Here is a 19,189-nt window from a genome sequence, read left to right as displayed (position 1 = left end):
AGTTCATTTCCTGTAAGTTCGGCATACGTTTTCACTAATAAGTGTCGCGGTCTCGTGGAAGGATTATATCTTTTCACCTTCTATGCTCTGCCCCTGGCTATACTTTGTATATCCTTCGGTTCAAATTAGGATTCGCACCCTCTTTGCTTTATACCGCGATTTTATTTCGGCACAATTTATCATCTACCGAATACAGCAACTCCAAGTTGGTTTGCTTTTACTTTATCGTCCATCTTACCTAAATCACCTAAAACGGCATTAAATACATCCGCAGAAGTTCCTTTACCTTTATTGAAATTGTCCCAAACCTTTTGAGTTGCTGGACTCATTTCTGCAAAGGCATCAGATACGCCTTTAGAACCATCTTGCACACGAATACCGAACTCTTTTACGAGATCGTTAATGTAATCGAGATTATAACTGCCGTCACGAGTTCCGTTTGCCATAATGGTAAACATCTCGTTAGCAGAGAAGCCGGCTTGTTTGTACAATGGCGCATATTCGGCCACATTATCAAACATCTCATTTGAATAGTTCAAACCTTCTTGTCCACCAGCAGCAAATAAATCGAATGCTTCCTTTGAAGAAATACCAAACTGATTCATTAACTGCCCTGCACCACGAGTTACTTCATTGATATCAGAATCAAATGTTTTACCCAATGTCATAGCGCTTTTTGTAGCTTCTTCTAATTCTTCGTGAGGAACGTCTTTCATATTCTGATACACTTTTATAAGAGACTGATCCACTTCTTCAATACTTTGGCCAAATCCATCTTTCCAAGTTTCTTTTGCGATTTTACCAAGGTTTTCAGCACCTTTTTCCGTAAGACCTAAAGAAGATTGGATGTTTCTTTGAGAAGTATCGAAGTCAGAAGCCACTTTTACAGCGGCAGCACCAATACCAGCTAAAGGTAAAGAAACGCCCGTTGTCATGTTTGTACCAACATCTTTCATTTTGTTACCTACATGACTAATGGATTCCCCTGCCTTTTGGAATTTATCATGCATTCCATTTGCAGTCTTTTGTACTCGATCTTCAAACTGTTGTAAATCTTTATAAGCGCCTTCTGCTTTAATACCAATCGTTCCGAACAGTTGGAACATTTCAGCTAACATTTATGCACCCCCTTCTGGGGCCGATAACCATTTTATTCTTCATCGTCGTCTTCCTGGAATTGGGCCATAATCTGCTCAACATGCGCTTCACACTCTTCTTTCGTCCATACTTCACCCATTTCATAAGATGACTCTTTATTGTCCTGGGTGTCAGTTAGTCCAAAAGCTTGAAGATAATCATTAAAAGTAGTACCTTCTTCTAGTTGACGAGTTTGAAAGCCAATGAACGCCATCTTCTTCCACTCATTTAGTTCTTCTTGCTGCTCTTCTCGTGCTATTAAAGAAAACAAGTCCATTAAACGCGAATACGGTATTGATAAGACATAATCATCTGTCCATCCATACCGTTTTTGTATCTTGTCGAAAGCACGTAACACATTTTGTTCGGCTTCCTCTAAATATTCATCTGAGTCTTCATTTACGCTAGGATTGGCGCTGCTGCTGATTGACTCCATTTCTCGCTCTGAACTTTCACTAGCCCCTGCACTTGGTTGAAAAAAGTCATTAAGTCTTCACTTTCCAGTAATCCTTGAATAACAGAAACCATTGCTTCGGGAGGTAGTTGGCAAAATTCCTCTTTCTTAGCTTTTAGTAAACTTGCAAAGAACTCTGTGAAATCATCCTCACAAGCCGGAATCATTGTTAAGACACGTAAAGCAAACTCTAGACCCTTTTGACTTTTGTGTTCTTTAAGTGCAGCTAATTGTTTTTGCTTTTCCTCTTCTGGAAGAGACTCCGCAGCCTTAGTTAATTCATCCATTTCGTTTTTAGATTTACCAAATTCTGCGAAATCAGCTATTGCGTGGCGTCCAACTTTAGAAATGATTTTAGCAAATCGCCAAACGTCCGTTACATTTAATCGACGCATTGTCACTTGTTCACCTAAAATAGTAATTTCTGTACCGGTATTCATCATTTTTTCTAAAATAGATTTCATTTAATTCTCTCCTTTTAGCATTTAGCTCGTTTTACGTAATAGAAAACCGACTACCATTTATGCGGTAGCCGGTGCTTTTTGTACAGTTGCTTTCTTTTTCTTTGGTAAATAGATTTCGTATGGTGGTGTAGTTGGTGCAGATTCACTGTAATGACCGATAAATTTACATTTCAAACCAACCGTTCCTTTACCGTCTTTTAGATCAACTTCAATAGATGAAACTACCATTGCATTACGAATTACAAAAATGACTGGTAGCTCACTACCCGAAATCATACCAATGAGTGCAATATCATGATAGTTTGAATCGGGAATATCATTTGAAGGTTTCATAATATCGTAATCAGTTTCAGTTGTACTATCTACCGTCATACCAGGTAGAGCTAACTGCAGGTTTTCTTTTGTGAACTCTACTAATGTAAGTTCTACATGCGGTTCATCTTTTAATAACCACTTACCGCGCACCATTTTACCTAGCACACCATCAATATCTGCATCATAATACTCACGATCAAAACCCACCTTAGTTCCGCCTGTAGTCGCTCCTACAAGTTCACCTAATTCTTTTACACTTTTAAATCCTTTGTACATGACACCAGGACCGATAACAAAATTATCTGTAGTCCCTTCACGGACACCATTAATTAATTTCCAGCTCATTTGTCCTACCCCCTAATACAAGTCCGTTCGCATGGTTCGGACAAGAAATTTCGCATTTATATGAATGATAGATGGGTCTTCATCCGGTACCGGCAGTTTACCGGCTCGATGTATAGAAAGTATCCCATCATCTTTTAAACCAACTTCTCTATCTAGTAACTTCTCAATACGTGTAGCAATTAACTTCGCCTTATCATAATCCCCGTTATCACAATACACATCGAAATTCAGTATCATACGATCTATAATTTCAACATCATCCGGATTATCTGCTTCAATTCTCATAACTACATAAGGCATTTCCATATCATCTTGTGCAGTTTGGAATGAAAGAGCAGGGCCTTTGTCCTCGCCTTCACCATACTCGGATAGATTAGCTTTTATTATTTCATCGTTCTCTACAAGCAGTCTAATAGCTGTAATAGCGTTAGACATCTATTACCCTCCCATCATTCTTTTAAGTTCTCTACGTTCTTTTTCAAACGCTTTTAATAGGAATGGACGGGCTTCCATATGACTTGTACCAGTTTCAAGCCAAATTGCTTTTTTTAAATCGCTTCCTACTGCGCCTAACACTTCCGATTGTGATCGTTTGACATTATATTTAATCGAATTTAATAAATCACCGGTACGAACGGCAGGAGCTTCACCTGGTTTAGAAGCAGTATATTTACGACTCGTATGAGGTATTTTGTATTGCTTACCGCTACGGCTGCCTGTGAGGTTCTTCTTAACTTGATTTTGTAAATGAATAGATGCTGCTGTAACCTTTTCAACACACATAGCGTTAATATGCGTCTTTACTTGCTCCATATTACTTGAGTACTCAATTTCTACTGAATTTGCCATATATAATCAAACCTTTTCGCAATAAATCTCAATGTGATGATTCATAAATGCAGGATTACGTGGTTCGCCTTTTACTTCAAACATATAATCAACGCCTAATTCTTCACTTTTGAAATGAATTCGATCATTAGGCTTAATTTTGTAAGAAGCAGGTGCATATATCTTAAAGGTTGTATCGAAACTTTGTTTATCACGCTTAAACCTCTCATTATCAGCAGCAGAATTAGTAGTTACACGACAAGTCATATTCTCATAAACGTCTTCTTCTACTTCTGCATAATTACCGGAGGATTGTTTCTTTTTCATTTTTCGTTTTACTACTACCTCATGAATATATAAATCATCCATATCGCCATCATCGAAGTACGTATTCATGTAGCCATCACCGGCTTAACTCTTGCTCTAAACCCTTTTAAGCCATTGAGTATCTTATTGTTTGTATCTGGTTCATCTAGCGTTTCTGGGCTAATCTGGTACGAATAATCCCCAATGTTTTCCGATGTCTTCATACCTTTTCGTTGTAAGTTAGCACGAACTACTGCAGAAACAACCAAATCAATAATACATTTCTTCATAAGTACCTGCAGATCATCATAATCTTGTATCTTATATTCGAATTCATACAATTGATTTTCGGATAAACCATAAACAATACGGCCATTTACAGTAATAGAATCGGTCATATCTTGTTTCGAACTAACATGAGTGACTTTTGCTATAGATTCAGCAGGAAAAGAAAGCCAAGCTAGTTTGCTTGTTTGAATGACTTCTTTCATTGGATTCTCCGGCTTAACTCTTAAATACTTCCTAACAATAACCGCATAGTAATCTATTAGTTCTTGAATAACCGTATCGGGCATTTTCTGCACATTTACGCGGTCTTTAATGTCCTGCATGGTAATATCCATTATGTTTCTTTCTCCTTCTTATCGACTTCTTTTACAAGCTCAAAATGTCCAGTACTTACAAGATAATCAGCTTTATCATTTGCAACTGTTTCTTCTTGGCCATTTTTGAACTTTTGTCCATAAGCGGTGTAAGTACCACCATATCGCAGCGTAACTACTTTCATAATTAGCACCCCTTTCTCGAATGTAAACTAATCAATGAAAGTTTACATTCGTATTATTGGTTTTATTGGTTCCATCTCGTTTTCTATTAAAAACAAGAAAATATTAAAAAAGTATACATTCAAAACCCTAATAACAAAGGGTTTGTTCCCATAAAAAATACGCCTGGATATTAAGCTCCAAACGTATCCGGAATATTTGTTAGGATTGCTACTGCATCCATTTCTTGAATTACAGCATCATCATCAAAGTGAATTACATAGAATCGTTTATCTTCCATTACTGCAGATTTACCTTCTGTTGTTTTACGAATGCGAGTTTCATATGTGTTAACAGCAATAAAGTTACGTGGATCTGCAAGAATAATAATGTCATCTGATAAAGAAGGAACTGTAACAATCCCGTAACCCATTGGTTTATTTACTTGATCGCCAGCTCCTAATAATGCAGCGTCTCCCGCTCCAGTTGGACGGTTTGTTAAATATTCAATCCATTTTTCTCTACGATTTGGTGACATAATCCAACGTAGGTTACTATTTTTATATTTATTTGGCATTACACCAGATAAAGCAAAGATCGAACCTTTACCAAATCCATTAGCTTTTGCTTCTTCCCCTGTACCAGTTACTAGTTTAGCGTGGTCAATAATATGCGATTCTTTTGATTTTAGAATCTTCTTCAACCAGCCATCGTTAATTGATAAAAATGGATCAGATGATTCTACATCACCATTCCAGTGTAAATCCTCTAAATCAATACCTGTTTGAGTTGACATAAGTGTCATTACAGTATCTTCAAAGCCTTCACCTTCAATATTTTCACGCAGCGTTTCTTCTGTAATTTCCCAAGGTAGACGAAGTGCTTTTGTATTGTATGGAATAGTTGATGTATTAACACCTGCACGGTAATCCTCATCTTTATTCTCTGTTTTCTTACGTAGAATGCGGCCGCCAATACCAACTTTATCAAGTACACCTTGTTTTGCTTTACGCATCTCTTTTCGATGTAATTGAGAGAATGGTGTTGCGTCAAATGCCATTCTAAAGAATTCTTTGCTTTGCTCTGGATTTAATAAACCAGAAGAAACTGAACCTGTAGTAATTGTCTTTTCAATTTTAGATAAACGATTTAATAATTGTTGATTGTTCATATTGTTTATTCCTCCTTATATTACAAATTTAAATTTGAGAATACTGATTTTTTTATTGGTTGTTGTCCTGGTGTAACTTCTTCATCTGGATCTAAACCTTTACGGATAGAAGCAGCATTTTCGATATTTTCAAGTCGCTTTGTAATTGGTTCTAGTACTTTTTGAATAACTGCTGCAGCTTTTTCTTCCTCTGTTTGCTCTTCTGGCGTCGGTTCTACCTCTTCACCATTCACCTGCTTTTCAATCTTTTCTAACTTAGTAGCTAGTGGTTCTACTGCTTGTTTAACAATCTCTGCAATATCTTCTGCTTTCATTTCATCTTCCTCCTGTGGTGAAGCAGCTTCTTTTATTTCAGTAATTAAAGCTAATGCTTCATCTAATTTTGTATGATTCTTTTGGGATAATACTTTACCCGCTTTTTTAATACTTTCTAAAACAATGCTTTCTGCTTGTACACTGCCTTCTGATTTCGCAATGGTATAACCACCTTTAATAGAAGAAAGTATGTCCTTCATATCATCAAGAGCAGCTACCATACGATCGATATCGGGATTACTTTCCCAAATCTCCCAATAGAACACATCTTCAAACAAATTAAATACAGCTCGTAAATCACGCTTTTGTTTTTCATCAATAAAGCGGTCTTTTACTTCGCCTTTTGTGATTTTGTGAGTTTCACCTTTAACGAAATCTAACATCTTTCGAATAAGACCTTTATCTTCATGAGTAAAATCATCAGTCTTGGCGATTTCTACTCGTTCACCAAATCCACCCATAGAAAAACCGGTAACTTCACCTTTTTTAATTTCTTCCCAGGTGTCTGCATCATCAACACGAACAGTCATAAGCCATGTTCCTGCTTGTACTTCTTGTTCGCCTACTGTCATATCACTTTTAGCAATCCAGTTTTCAACAACTGTGCCTTTACCAGCGATTTCATCATGTTGCTTGTCAATGTGTTGGTAATTCTCCATAAAGGTATAAGCAGCCTTTTCAATTTCTTCTGCAGTCATTTTATCCCCGTGTGAATCTTCTACATCAGGTTCATATACTACACCTGTAACAAGCTGCTTCTCTTCCTCTGTTTTAAGGATTGGAACTTGCTTTGATATATTTGGTTGTTTAGCAGATTCGCTTTTCATAATGGCGAATTGACGACCATTAGCGCCTTTTGTAACTAATGAAACATAGCTGATATTGGCGTTTTTTAGTTCGTATCCCATCGTTTTACCTCCTTCCCTATAAATATTGGGGTTCCACTGTCAAAACGCATAGCAGCCAATTTAAAGCCATATACGTTTTGACGATGAAACCCCAATTAAATAGGTGTATTTTATTACTCTTCTGAAATCATAGTGCATCGGCAATGCGGATGAGCTGGTGGGCACATCTTTCCATTACTAAATAGATCATCAATATCTACCGTTTCTCCATGTAAACCACCACATTCTTTACAAACACGCTCATCGTTTCCTGTAAGCCATGTTTTCTTGTTTCTATTTGCGCCCTTATAAGCAATTAAATTGCCGTAATTCATTGCATATGTAGTTTCTGTACGCGCAATCATCATCGCTCTGTAGCTGCTCGCTTCTGACATTACATCTGCAATGGAAACACTTAATGCATCAACACCCATTCCTTCACTAAGATTCTTTAGCATTGTTTCTCTTAATCTATCTTTAGTGGTTTCATGGATTCCCTTTGCTAATTCAAAAGCGTAAGTAGCTACCCATTTTGCAGCAACGTCACCAATTGGATCTAATACCATCCAGGTTAAACCGTTAGAAGCTATAGTACTCTGTACAAACTCCGTTACATCATCCTGTAGTGTGTCCGTGACTTCATCGACAAACATTTGTCGTTCCTCATCCCAATCAACACTATCCAGAAATTCATCAACTTCTGCTTCTGCAATTACAAGATCAATCTCTTCATCTGCTTTATTAATACGAATTACGGGAAGCAGGTTTAAGAGCCTTTTTCCCTGCTCTGAAAAAAATCAGCTACCTTCTTTTGCATAGCTTTCTCTATTTCTTCATGCTTTTCCCTAAATGCATTAATAGCAATTAAGTTATCTTGTTCATCATCTGCAGATTTTGCAATTGGTTCAGGCGGAGAAGGTTCGGTTTTACCATCATAGAATTTATCCCCTTCTGGTACAGGTTCATAACCTACCACTTTACGGGACTCATTCAGTTTTAATATTCCACCTTCATAACTATCTTTTGCATACTTCAAATCTGCTTCACGATCATCTGTATCAATTTCATTTAATTTAAAATGCCAATCTAAACCGCCTAGTATATCAGCAAATACACGGAACAATTGATTGTTTAATCGATGTTCTAATATTTCTTGTCCAGGTTCAATAATAGAACGCTTGTACATCTCATTCATTTCTTTAGCAGTTGTTTGCCCTAATGAACCTGTCATAGCCCAACCGATACGATATGGCGGTACACGATGGGCCACACATATCTCCATTGCACTATCCTGCTTATATAAACGGAAACTGCCCTCTTTTACATCAGGGCTTATTTTTTCTAGCCTAGCTTTCGCACCATGTGGTACAGGTACAACGGCTAATTTATGATGTTCTCCTTTTGTTTCTGTAGAGAAAAATACTTTTAGTTCATTTTCCGTACCGTCATCTATCTCATCAACACCCTCAATGAATAGTATGGAATCAGGAATAGTCTTACCTGTGAAAAAGTTAATATTGTAATCTCTTACTGCTTGAGAGCCAACTATTGAGCCAATAGAACTAACGTAATTAGGTATCCCATAATAAGAAGAACGAGAACCGAATTTACGAATAACAATAACTTCACCGGCTTTTTCTGTACCGTTTTCTGCAATATCTTCTTCATTTAAAGGTCTACCATCAGCAAGACGAAAATCATCAGGATAACCGAACTTTTTAAACCATCGTTCTTTGTTATTTACGCTTTGAGCAAAGCGAACTTTATCTTTATGAGCACGAACTGTATGAGCTGGAATGTGGTATAGTTCTGACGGTTCATTCTTGTTATTACGAACAACTTCAATAATGCCCCATCCAACGGTTTCATAATCATCCCATACCGCCCTTATGATCTCTGAGCTTGTCATTTCCGGATTGCAATTCCGCATAAATTCTTTTAACCTTTTATATTGCTCCTGGCTCGCTGCTTCTTTTACTTCTTCAAAAGGGGCAAAGTCAAAACCAACACCCGCAATATCATCCACTTTCGCGCTAATACAAGCAGAATGAATGGGATTACTTTCCTTTATTTCCAGCAACACTGCCATATCATAAGGAGGTTTAATTAATCCTTTATCACTATATGTTTGTGCAAATGGGTCAACCGCCATTTGTTTACTGTTGTCTTCCCTGTTCTTTGGATCATCTGCTGCTTTATTAATGCCAAATACTTTTACATTCTTAATTGTTTTCTTATCGCTCATATCGTTTGTATGTCCTCCTTTCTTCTATTAATAAATAGCAAAAGAAATAGCCGAACAATAAATGTCCGACTACACTCTTTTAACCTTCCCACCCATAACTACTTTCGGTTTATAGAAGGCTAGAACTATAGCATCTGCTCTATCGGGTGATTGCAATCCGCGTTTCTTCATTTCTTCTTTTCGCTCTAATGCAATCTTACCTCTACTTGTTATTCTGTATTTACGGCTAGAAAATTGAGAAATCATTTTTTCATCATTTGGAATCTCCATTGTAGGTTCTTCACCCTGTATAAATGCTTTCATATTCTCTTCAAGTAAATCTCTTACTACGGCCCAACCTTCTGCACCTGCATTATCATAATGCTCATCATCAAGCGGCTTCCCGTTATTCACAACCGGATATACTTTGAATGGTAATCGTTCAGATTTAATAACTTCTTTCAATCTGTCCGTAACACCACCACCAACACCACTATCATCGACTTTTATATCAACTCTTTTTAACTGCTTGTACTTTGCCATGTATTCCTTAGCTAATTTCAATACGTGGCCAGCAGTTTCCATAGTATCTTGTTTATAGTGGTTTAATAATTTAAAGACTTTATTTCCTATCCTTGGAGCAATTACAGTTTCATCATCACCAAATCGTGCAACGTCAACACCTAAGTCAAGTGTTTCACCAGTCGGCTCCACTTTACAAGATGCTGCTTGCTCTACAATTTCTAACGGGATAAATGCATCTGCTTCTGCTTTAGGAAATTCACCAAGTACACGTACACGCCAAACATCTGAACCCTCACCATATTTCTTTTTCAATACTTCTATATTGTCTTTACTGGTTCGAGGGCTATCTAAGCTAGAGACTTTATGTATTTTATATAAATCTCTGTCACGATTATGAGAATCATAAAATACACCGCTTGTTCTTGTTGGGTTTCCGCATAAAAACAATTTATTTTCTGCACCAGATAAAGTACCGAGTATGGCTTCCATAATAGGATCTGCTATACCAGAAGCTTCATCACATACAAATAACATATAATCTTCGTGGAAACCCTGCATATTCTCCGGCTTCGTTGCTGTTCTAGCAGTAGCAAACCAACGTTCTTCACTACCAATCATGTATACTCGTGTTTTAGTCCATTTAAGTAGATTTTTAACCGCACTACCTTCTAACCACTTCGCTATTTCAGCCCAAAGTACAGTAAATAACTGTTCCTTTGTAGGAGCTGTACAAATAACTTTTGGATTCGGCCTACAGCAGAGGAACCAAATAACAACAACTGACTCAAGACCTGTTTTACCAACTCCTTGACCAGAACGCACAGAAACCTTTGGACTTTGTGCCAAATCCATAAGAACTGTTCTTTGCCATTCATCCGGATAAAAACCCAGCATATCCTCGGCAAACGCTACAGGATCATCCCAATAAATATCGATAATCTCCATAAATTCGCTAAAAGCTGTATTACTCATTTCGTTCAGCTTCCTTTTGCTTACGTCTGCGCTCTGCTATCTTCATAAGAGACTCTTTCCAGTCTTCTGTATTCTGATTAGTATCACCATCAACTTTAATAGCAGCGATCTCTTTCTTGAGTTTCTCGATTCTTAGTTTTTGTTCTTCTGTATTAGCTAATCTATCGTATTTTTCAATTAGATTTACTAGCGTTGACATTGCTTTCGATTGAGCATTTAAGAAACTAGCTTGCTTATCCCAAGCAAATTGAATTTCCCACTCTTCCTCATAGCCACTTTCCGTAAGTTTGTTTTTCCGCAGTTCTTTGGTCATGTCTTCGTTGTCTTTAACAAACATAATACGTTGAGCATGAATGATTTGAGTGTACTGCAGCATAATACTGTCCCAAATGATTGTTAAGGAATCGTTGTTAACCGCTTCTTTTAATTCTTCTTTTAAATCATATATTTCTTGCGGCAAATACTTTCTATACAATCCATGACTAACAGCATTACCATTACGAAGTGGAGCAGCGCCACCGGAATTACCAACAGCATTCTTATTACCCTTTTTGGCTCCACCACGATTGTTTATAGCATTCTTATTACCCTTGGGTGCTCCTGGTTTCTTTTTGGAGTACTCCGTATCTTTCTTTGGAGTACTCCGTTCATTTTTATGGAGTACTCCATTTAATTTGTCTATCCATCCATCTTTGGATTTCCATCCGCCAACCGTTTTTTCACTTACAGTTTTTTCGGATGTAGACAACAATTCGGCAATTTTACGATTCGTAATATCACCGTTATGTTCTTTAAATATTTCATACGCTTTGTTACGGTCTGGACTTCGTTGTCTGGCCATAATTACATAACACCTGCCCCCTTATCCAATTGTTTGCACTTCCTTCTCTAAACACTCAATGCATATATGAGCATTATCCGTATTTGCTTCACGGAGATATGTTTTATCAAAATGAGTAATAGTTAATGGCATTTTTAATGTCCACATGCACGGCTCATTACAAACAGAGCATGTAGGAACGTTTATAGTTTCTTCTTCCATTTACACCACCTCACGCTAATTGCTTTACAAAATAAAAAAGCAGCGAATTCGCTACTTTAAATTTTTCGTATTTTTTTCTTTTTCATTTATGTATCTATATAAAGTGGCCCTTGAAACATTGAACATCTTACAGACATCAACTTTAGGTAATCCTTGTTCAACCATTTTTAGCATACCCTCTATCTGTTCCGGAGTATGAGCACGTTTGCGACCACCTTGTTTTCCTCGTTCTTTTGCAGCAGCTACACCACTAACAACGCGTTCATTAATAACCTCGCGTTCCATTTCAGCCATTGCACCAAATATATGAAATAAAAACCTTCCCATTGTTGTAGATGTATCAATACCATCTTTAATAGAAACAAAGTGAATTTCCTTATCATTAAATTCTTGCAATAAATTAACTAACTGATGCATGGTTCTTCCTAAACGATCTAACTTGTAAACAACCAATGTATCACCTTTGCGAAGTTTGCCAAGTAATAACTGAAGCTCTTTTCTGTCCTTTTTTGCTCCACTTTCTTTTTCTGTAACTATTTCTTCACAGCCATAACGGTTTAATTCATCCAATTGCATATCTAAATTTTGTTTTTTAGTAGAAACCCTAGCATATCCGAATATCATGCACCATCATCCCTTGTTATTTGATATAAAAAGTGTATCAAATTCCTGTATCAAAATCAATTATTAATTGATACATAGTTTTGAGACATTCGTTATACCATTTTTATAGGTTTTAAGGCCCATATATTCAGTGTCTCATAATGTTTTGTTTTTGAGACACTAGTTTTCGGACAAACGCAGTTGCAATCTACTTAAAATACCATTAATTAGTTCAGTTTCTTTTTCATTGGATTGAGTTAGCAATTTATCGATAACTTTCTGATCAGAATAAGCTAACAAAAATGAAGATATATAAGCTAATGCATTTACATATTCTGTAGCATCTTTACTATCATTATTTGCATGAGCAGTATATTGTACATTTGACAATACCATCACCCCTTACAATATTTGGGTTGTGTTGAGTTTGTTTCGTTTAATTGGGAGCATTCAAACCATACTCTAAATCTCTCATTATCTAAAATCCACGTATTGCCGACCTTTTTGGATTCAATAGCACCTGCTGCACATAGATTCTTTATATGACCAGGAGAAAGGCCGCTAATAAGATGAGCATCATTAACACCAATAACATTATCTAGCGCTGCATATGGTTTCAAATTAACATCTTCCCATTTAACACCATACATCCCTATACCCATTTCATTCATTTTTGTTTTATCTGTCATTCTCTCTAAATGATCCAATACAATATCATTAATTAATTCCCATGTAACTGCATCAGATAAAACTCGTGTCTTTAACTCTGCTGTTAAATCATTTAATAATTCTAATTCCATATGTATCACCTCATAATAAATGCAACACGTTTGCGCTTATCTTTCCTTAACAACAAACAAGACGCCACCCAGATCACGGCAGCGCCTGCTCTAATTGCTATACACATGTTTGTTCTAAAAATAAAACATCCCTAATGGACACATCATAAGATTAGTAACCGTATTTTCTGTTCGTTAATTATTATGTTTATAGGCCTAGATTGTGCACATCTATATTCAGTGAGCGCATACCCTATTACATGAATACTACTTTAGGAGTGATTATATTATGAATCCTTTACCGATGAGGATTGTTGTAGCTCCAGCTTCTGCTTGGCAACATTTACCTCAATATCCTTCATATGGTCAATATGGTATGCAACCTGGGCATATCCCCTTTACTCCTACAATTGCGCCTTCTCCTGTAATATACCAATATCATTATAATTTCCCATCATTGTATTTCCAAGAGTTTCACGGTACATTTAACATCTAATATCTGTACCATTGATGTCAATTCATGTTATACCTAAAACAGTATTTAAATACGTTTAATGTGTAATTTCTATATAACAAAGAAAAAAGCAGCCGTTATGGATGCTCTGATATCAATTATTTATTTGTATTTTAATTACGGTAAATGAAGTTTTACCCTTCTTCCAATCACCTAATATTGCTGCACCAATCTTTTTATGCATTATTAAGTAACTGGAAGAAGAGCAAAAGCTCTCCTTAATAACGGTATCATTCAATCGTTACCATCTGTTGGTTTCGGATTTTATGCGCCATCATTACGAACCGTTTAGAATTTTAAAAACAACATAATGAGTTGTGTTTCCCGCCACTTCCCACAATACAAATATAACACATTAATTCCAAAATAACCGGCACATTTCCTGCCAAAAAGCGGTCACGACTCTGCCAACTTTTTCATAGTTCAAATTTTTCCACTGCATCTGTTAATTCCACTGATACACCGAATATACTTTTTTTCATTTCTGTCATTTTCTTTTTTATAATCCACTGTGGATAATTCAATTCTTCTAGAATATTTCTAAAATAAGTTGGATTTAGCTTTAACACATCAGGATTTCTTCCAGTATTCCTTTTATATCTAATTATTACTTCTAATAGTTCTTCATTTAACATGAATCACAATTACCTCCCCCTTACATTTTATATTTATGTATATACACCATTCAATTCCTTGATACTACCACTTACCCATATCTTATATTTTGTGTAACTAAGCCAAACGCCGCCTCCCTTGATATTCATAGCTTCATAATACTCGCTCTTTCGAGTTACACAACACAATAAAAACGAGGAACTGTATACAAAATTCTTCATTTTTAAAATGTAGTACAAAAAAATAAAGACTGCCACATATTATCCATCACTAATATGTGGCAGCCTTTACGTATTGGTACTTTTAAAAATTCATATTGATATTTAACCTAGTTATATATGAAATAAAGGAGCTTATTCTTATTTGAAATTAGGCAGACTATTTAGATTGTGATTTAATATTTGTAAGATGAACATCAAACATATCAATGATTTCAAGAAACCTATCAGCCTCACGGAAAACATGGTCTGCTAATAATGGATGAATGATACTCTTTATTTTACATTGCTCAATTAAATCACGTGCCGTTTTCTTAAAATCACGGAGAGATGTGACTGACACACGATTTTGATCTAAAAATTGATCTAAAAGAGGAACTGTTTGAGATTGTGGTTTCATAGATTCTAAGTCAACTGCTTGATACATCAATTCATCAAAATCATTGCTAAAATTCCGAGCTGTATCTACAAGCTTTCTTTCCGATGGATCAAGAAGATGACCAATAAATTTAGCATGGTCTGCCATAATCCTTAAAAAGAAAACATTCTCTTTAATAATAGCATCAGGAAGTGCATCTAATTTACCTTCATTTAATTCAATTAAACGTTTTCTAAAATAATCAGCTTCCCTACTTGTATGGTCAACTAACAGCGGAAAATTGTTTTGTCCTGGCAATCTACATGTGAGAATTAATCCTAGAATTTTTCGTTTAAATCCCCAAATATTAGTTGCAGCTTGTTGTACTTCTGAATTAAATCTTTTTATTTGCCCAGGATCTGTTTCATTTGTATAGGAATACGCTATTTGTTCGATATGTTCAAACAATCGATAAAATTGATTAGCTTCTTCGATTAGTTGGGTATCCTCACATCTAAACCCCAATCGAAGAAAAAGAGAATGCTCCTTCATGATTCTAGACCAAAAACGAATTTCATTTAATGATCGTTCAACAAACATTACAGACGTAACACCCGTATCAGGGTGTAATGAGGTTTCATCCCTATTCATTCGTAATCCCCCCAGTAAATGCTAACCTAGTTTCATTCTTATGAGTAAATATATATATAAATACCATCAATAAAAATTCATAATGAATAATGATAAATTTCGTATACATGTAAAATTAACCTAATCTATCATTATTAATAGCCCCAAAAAGCTCACCCCTTATCCATTTATATCTATGGAACAAAAATTAAAAAGAAAAAAGCAATGATTAGATTTTAAACCTAGTCATTGCTTTATCCATTGCATCTTGGTTTACTCCTATATATCTTAACGTTACCCGTTCACTTGAATGATTGAATATCTCCATTAGCAAGGCTATATTCTTTGTCTGCATGTACATATGATATCCAAATGTCTTACGTAATGTATGTGTCCCAATCTCATCTAATCCAAACTCTGCTGCTGTACTGCTAAGTATTTTATACGCCATACTTCTTCCAATTGGTCGATTCGTTCCTTGCCTACTCTTAACTAGATACTCATAATCTTCCATACCTTCGAGATACCATTTTAACTCTCTTCTTAATGCTGCAGTAATTTGAATACGTTTCTGTTTACCTGTCTTCATTTCACGCATTGAAATATGGCTTCCCTTTAAATCTCCAACCTTCAGTTTTAGAATATCACTAATGCGTAGGCCTGTGTTAATTCCCATTACAAACAAGATATAATTACGTTCGTTCTTTACTTTTAAATACTCTTTAATTTGTTGTATTTGCTCTGGATCACGTATCGGTTGAACAAAATTCACTATTCATTACCTCCAGTTTTTTCTGTCTCGTAAACTTCTAATCCAAGTGCAAAAGCAAGTTTATAAAACGCTTTAGACTTCCAACGGCGATATGTACGCTCTGACATTCCGATTTCGTTATAAACCATGTAATCACATACGTCCTCTTCTTCTAAATAACGTTTATAAATAATATCCCTTTGAATACTTCCAGCACGTCCGTTTCCTAATCGAGTTAGAAACTGATCAATACGTAATGACATTCTCTCAAGCCACTCTTCTCTTTTACTTTGTTGAATATTCGCTATAGCAACATCTTCTAACGGTTTTCCGACTGCATGTGTAGGACCATGCTCACGTATTTCATAAGAAGGAGTGACTTTCATTTCTTTACGCATCATCCCAAACTGTCTATGTATACGTACGCTTTCCAACACGCCTTCTAATTCCTCTTGTGTTGCTGTTCTATCGATTTTTGGTAAGAAAGATAATTGTTTAGTCATGTAAGACCACTCCTTTTTATTTTTAAATTACTTTTGTCTTAAAGCTCCACGTCTACGTTCATAACGTGGACCACGAATTCCCATTAAATCTTCAATGTCACGAGTGCTTAGTTTTTCTTTTCGTTTTTTCTTATTTTTCTTCTTTGCTTGTTTTGATTGCTTTTTCCACTCACGTAACTGATTCTTTAGCACCTTCATTTCCCCATCTCCTTTTAAAAATAAAAAGGACACCTATTCTTAAAACAGCTTTCATTGCCGCTTTAATGAATTGGTGTCCTCTAGTTTTCTAGCCGGACTATATTCTGTTTGCTTTCACTTTAAAAGAATTATTGTTTTAACTGTTCTATTAAATTACTCTATTCATCGTTCCCTTCCAATTCCTCATTCTCTTCACGTATTTGTCCAATTAATGAAATTACAGAACCAACTGCTTGAACCCAACTTCCTATAATATCTATTAACTTTCCTTCTTCATTTTCATTAGTTTCGTTTTTTACCTGAGTGTCTGTATTTTTCTCCACATCATTTACATTACCTTCTTTATTAGACTGGTTCTCATTTCTGATACTTTTTAATTCGTTAATACCTCCTATTGCCTGTAATGAATTCCCAATTGATTGTAATAAGTTTCCTATAACATTTAAGGATTCATCTTTATCAGATGTATCCTCCAATTCATCCGCTAATGCTGTAAGTCCACCCAAAGCCTGTGTCCAATTCCCGGCAATCACTAATTTAATTTGTGTTTCTTCTTTAAAATCAATAATCAATCCAGATATTACAGTGACATTACCAATTGATTGGATTTCATTACCGATTTTTTCAAGAGACACTTCTCCTTGGCCATCAGCCTCTAAAGCATTTCCAACAGCCTGTAATACGTTTCCATAAACATTTAAATCCTTTCTTACATTACTGCTTATAAAATCAAAAGGCGTACTTCCAATAGCAGAAGTAATTGTTCCTATTGCTGCAACCCATGCACCAAATATCTCTTTAAATTGATTCTCCATTTAAAACATATCCCAGCATTAAGTAATTAATATAATCCTATTCAATTACTTATCTCACTGTTAATAATTTCAAATGTCTCTTTGCCATCTTCTTTTTTATAATAATGTCTTATAAAATTATTTTTTTAGGAATTATACGTATTACTGAACCAACTTTATAAACCGACTACATCTTTGAACTTATTAAAATACTTAAGATTCATTATTCGGAATATGGTGGGCTACATTCTTTCATTAAATGCATCTACCCACTGAATAAAACTCAATATTCCGTCCATACTATAGATAACCCATCTTTAATGTGCTGTAACCAGTTAGATCTTATTTAAGACTGAGCAGTTAGTTTTTGCTAGCTGCTTTTTTATTAAAACAAATAAAATTCGATATTCTAACAATACTAATCACAATACAACTTGCTTCTTACCCAAGTTGTATCTACTTGAGCAGTTAACTTTTGTTAGCTGCTCTTATATTGAATAAATTTCTAAAACATGTTAACAATATAGGTACACCAAGGTTGAATACGAATGACCATTGTATTCTTCTTATGCACGGAGCAGTTAGTTTTTACTAACTGCTCTTTTATTTTCAACATTTAATTATATTACGCATATATTAATTTAATCCTTTCTTTATAACTTAAACTCTTCACTTATTTTACAAAAATGGGATTATACTCTATATTTTTTGAAAAATTTCTTTATTTTACCGAAAGGTGGTTGTGGAAACAACCGCCTTTTATTTATGACAAATTGTATAAAATGATTTTTCACTTTATTTCAAACACAATAAGACCAAACTTGAAATATAATTAATTTCTTAATTATTATAACTGGTTTACATGCAAATTAAGAAATACGAAAAAATGCTAACCGAGCTGCTACACTAGTAGCTCCGGAAATTACTCCTCCTATTGAAATTGTATGTCCACTAAGATTAAATAAACTAATTGTCGTACCAGCTGGAATTTGACCCGTAAAACCAAAACCTACAACCTCTTGTCCTGCGGATTGGGCATAATTTACTCCATCTAAAGCTGGAGTTGGTATACCATTTAACCCTATACCAACAGCAAATGGTCCTGTTTGAGTCTCCGCAGGCATTAAAGCACCTATACAATAATAATTACCTGGAACTACAATTGTAAAAGTATCTGTACCATTAAATATGACATTATCAAGTACTAGCACCGGTGCAGTAAATTGAATAGCTGCTAAACTAGCTACTGTTTGCGTTGTATTCGTTACAACACTAGCACTTGCAGTTGATAATGCTCCTGTCGCTCCTGTTGCTCCCGTTGGACCTGTTACTCCCGTTGCTCCTGTTGGACCTGTTACTCCCGTTGCTCCTGTTGGACCTGTTACTCCTGTTGCTCCTGTTGCTCCCGTTACTCCTGTTGCTCCTATTGAACCTGTTCCTCCTGTTGGCCCCGTTACTCCCGTTGGCCCCGTTGTTC

The 19,189-nt window shown here is 35.7% G+C and carries 25 protein-coding genes and 2 pseudogenes; 1 reads left to right on the top strand and 26 read right to left on the bottom strand.

Features of this window, described 5'->3' with window-relative positions; all coding sequences use genetic code 11:
* Positions 1-185: 185 nt before the first annotated feature.
* The 19 genes and pseudogenes from DN403_RS25725 to DN403_RS25635 all read right to left on the bottom strand — a co-directional run.
* Positions 186-1,118 (bottom strand): annotated as a pseudogene (locus tag DN403_RS25725) (phage tail tape measure protein); the annotation flags it as partial.
* 32 nt (positions 1,119-1,150) lie between these two features.
* Positions 1,151-1,573 (bottom strand): hypothetical protein, encoded by a 423-nt coding sequence (locus DN403_RS25720; RefSeq protein ID WP_149185871.1) that lies wholly within the window; start codon positions 1,571-1,573, stop codon positions 1,151-1,153.
* Positions 1,537-2,055: a hypothetical protein gene (locus DN403_RS25715; protein WP_149185870.1), complete on the bottom strand. Its 519-nt coding sequence runs from the start codon at positions 2,053-2,055 to the stop codon at positions 1,537-1,539. The genes DN403_RS25720 and DN403_RS25715 overlap by 37 nt, the downstream gene beginning before the upstream one ends.
* A 57-nt stretch (positions 2,056-2,112) precedes the next feature.
* Positions 2,113-2,715 carry a hypothetical protein gene (locus DN403_RS25710; protein ID WP_000118571.1) on the bottom strand — a complete coding sequence of 201 codons (603 nt, stop codon included), beginning with the start codon at positions 2,713-2,715 and terminating at the stop codon, positions 2,113-2,115.
* A gap of 12 nt (positions 2,716-2,727) precedes the next feature.
* On the bottom strand, positions 2,728-3,150 hold the full coding sequence (locus tag DN403_RS25705; protein WP_149185869.1) for a hypothetical protein: 423 nt from the start codon (positions 3,148-3,150) through the stop codon (positions 2,728-2,730).
* A gap of 3 nt (positions 3,151-3,153) precedes the next feature.
* A complete protein-coding gene (locus tag DN403_RS25700; protein WP_000024034.1) occupies positions 3,154-3,564 on the bottom strand; it encodes an HK97-gp10 family putative phage morphogenesis protein in 411 nt (136 codons plus the stop codon).
* 6 nt (positions 3,565-3,570) lie between these two features.
* On the bottom strand, positions 3,571-3,939 hold the full coding sequence (locus tag DN403_RS25695; protein ID WP_149185868.1) for a hypothetical protein: 369 nt from the start codon (positions 3,937-3,939) through the stop codon (positions 3,571-3,573).
* Positions 3,936-4,472 carry a hypothetical protein gene (locus tag DN403_RS25690; protein WP_098616723.1) on the bottom strand — a complete coding sequence of 179 codons (537 nt, stop codon included), beginning with the start codon at positions 4,470-4,472 and terminating at the stop codon, positions 3,936-3,938. Before DN403_RS25690 ends, DN403_RS25695 begins: the two co-directional genes overlap by 4 nt.
* Positions 4,472-4,636: a YqbF domain-containing protein gene (locus DN403_RS25685; protein ID WP_000869887.1), complete on the bottom strand. Its 165-nt coding sequence runs from the start codon at positions 4,634-4,636 to the stop codon at positions 4,472-4,474. Before DN403_RS25685 ends, DN403_RS25690 begins: the two co-directional genes overlap by 1 nt.
* Before the next feature lie 170 nt (positions 4,637-4,806).
* Entirely contained in the window at positions 4,807-5,784 is a 978-nt protein-coding gene (locus DN403_RS25680) for a hypothetical protein (RefSeq protein ID WP_001064747.1), read from the bottom strand.
* Positions 5,785-5,804: 20 nt separating this feature from the next.
* Positions 5,805-7,007: an XkdF-like putative serine protease domain-containing protein gene (locus tag DN403_RS25675; RefSeq protein ID WP_098616721.1), complete on the bottom strand. Its 1,203-nt coding sequence runs from the start codon at positions 7,005-7,007 to the stop codon at positions 5,805-5,807.
* Between the two features lie 113 nt (positions 7,008-7,120).
* Positions 7,121-7,639: a phage head morphogenesis protein gene (locus tag DN403_RS25670; protein WP_098616720.1), complete on the bottom strand. Its 519-nt coding sequence runs from the start codon at positions 7,637-7,639 to the stop codon at positions 7,121-7,123.
* Between the two features lie 113 nt (positions 7,640-7,752).
* Complete coding sequence (locus tag DN403_RS25665) at positions 7,753-9,231, bottom strand: phage portal protein (RefSeq protein ID WP_061885301.1); 1,479 nt, start codon at positions 9,229-9,231, stop codon at positions 7,753-7,755.
* A 69-nt stretch (positions 9,232-9,300) separates the two neighbouring features.
* Complete coding sequence (locus DN403_RS25660; protein WP_098616718.1) at positions 9,301-10,707, bottom strand: DEAD/DEAH box helicase family protein; 1,407 nt, start codon at positions 10,705-10,707, stop codon at positions 9,301-9,303.
* The gene (gene terS, locus DN403_RS25655; protein WP_149185867.1) at positions 10,700-11,548 is read right to left on the bottom strand and encodes a phage terminase small subunit; all 849 of its coding nucleotides are present in this window, start codon (positions 11,546-11,548) and stop codon (positions 10,700-10,702) included. Before terS ends, DN403_RS25660 begins: the two co-directional genes overlap by 8 nt.
* A 21-nt stretch (positions 11,549-11,569) precedes the next feature.
* On the bottom strand, positions 11,570-11,749 hold the full coding sequence (locus tag DN403_RS25650) for a hypothetical protein (protein ID WP_000390790.1): 180 nt from the start codon (positions 11,747-11,749) through the stop codon (positions 11,570-11,572).
* Between the two features lie 51 nt (positions 11,750-11,800).
* Positions 11,801-12,373: a recombinase family protein gene (locus tag DN403_RS25645; protein ID WP_000576169.1), complete on the bottom strand. Its 573-nt coding sequence runs from the start codon at positions 12,371-12,373 to the stop codon at positions 11,801-11,803.
* Between the two features lie 159 nt (positions 12,374-12,532).
* The gene (locus tag DN403_RS25640; protein ID WP_000244509.1) at positions 12,533-12,748 is read right to left on the bottom strand and encodes a hypothetical protein; all 216 of its coding nucleotides are present in this window, start codon (positions 12,746-12,748) and stop codon (positions 12,533-12,535) included.
* The gene (locus tag DN403_RS25635; protein WP_000418198.1) at positions 12,748-13,152 is read right to left on the bottom strand and encodes a hypothetical protein; all 405 of its coding nucleotides are present in this window, start codon (positions 13,150-13,152) and stop codon (positions 12,748-12,750) included. Before DN403_RS25635 ends, DN403_RS25640 begins: the two co-directional genes overlap by 1 nt.
* A gap of 268 nt (positions 13,153-13,420) precedes the next feature.
* Here DN403_RS25635 and DN403_RS25630 point away from each other — a divergent pair, with 268 nt between their 5' ends.
* Positions 13,421-13,627: a hypothetical protein gene (locus DN403_RS25630; protein WP_001068927.1), complete on the top strand. Its 207-nt coding sequence runs from the start codon at positions 13,421-13,423 to the stop codon at positions 13,625-13,627.
* 434 nt (positions 13,628-14,061) lie between these two features.
* On the opposite strand, the gene DN403_RS25625 is transcribed toward DN403_RS25630, so the two are convergent.
* The 7 genes and pseudogenes from DN403_RS25625 to DN403_RS25600 form a co-directional block, all read right to left on the bottom strand.
* On the bottom strand, positions 14,062-14,280 hold the full coding sequence (locus DN403_RS25625) for a hypothetical protein (RefSeq protein WP_000930974.1): 219 nt from the start codon (positions 14,278-14,280) through the stop codon (positions 14,062-14,064).
* Between the two features lie 358 nt (positions 14,281-14,638).
* On the bottom strand, positions 14,639-15,487 hold the full coding sequence (locus DN403_RS25620) for a DUF2935 domain-containing protein (protein ID WP_001078041.1): 849 nt from the start codon (positions 15,485-15,487) through the stop codon (positions 14,639-14,641).
* Between the two features lie 208 nt (positions 15,488-15,695).
* The gene (locus DN403_RS25615) at positions 15,696-16,238 is read right to left on the bottom strand and encodes a site-specific integrase (protein WP_001012142.1); all 543 of its coding nucleotides are present in this window, start codon (positions 16,236-16,238) and stop codon (positions 15,696-15,698) included.
* Positions 16,238-16,720 carry an ArpU family phage packaging/lysis transcriptional regulator gene (locus DN403_RS25610; RefSeq protein WP_149185866.1) on the bottom strand — a complete coding sequence of 161 codons (483 nt, stop codon included), beginning with the start codon at positions 16,718-16,720 and terminating at the stop codon, positions 16,238-16,240. Before DN403_RS25610 ends, DN403_RS25615 begins: the two co-directional genes overlap by 1 nt.
* Before the next feature lie 27 nt (positions 16,721-16,747).
* Positions 16,748-16,918 (bottom strand): hypothetical protein, encoded by a 171-nt coding sequence (locus DN403_RS31365; RefSeq protein WP_000866204.1) that lies wholly within the window; start codon positions 16,916-16,918, stop codon positions 16,748-16,750.
* Between the two features lie 158 nt (positions 16,919-17,076).
* Complete coding sequence (locus tag DN403_RS25605) at positions 17,077-17,733, bottom strand: DUF6944 family repetitive protein (RefSeq protein WP_149185865.1); 657 nt, start codon at positions 17,731-17,733, stop codon at positions 17,077-17,079.
* A gap of 848 nt (positions 17,734-18,581) precedes the next feature.
* A pseudogene (locus tag DN403_RS25600) lies at positions 18,582-19,189 on the bottom strand (exosporium leader peptide-containing protein); the annotation flags it as partial.

It is taken from the genome of Bacillus sp. AY2-1 (genome assembly GCF_008368965.1).
GTDB lineage: Bacteria > Bacillota > Bacilli > Bacillales > Bacillaceae_G > Bacillus_A > Bacillus_A thuringiensis_S.
Note: the sequence above shows the minus strand (reverse complement) of the source record. Positions and strands in the feature narration are given on the sequence as shown.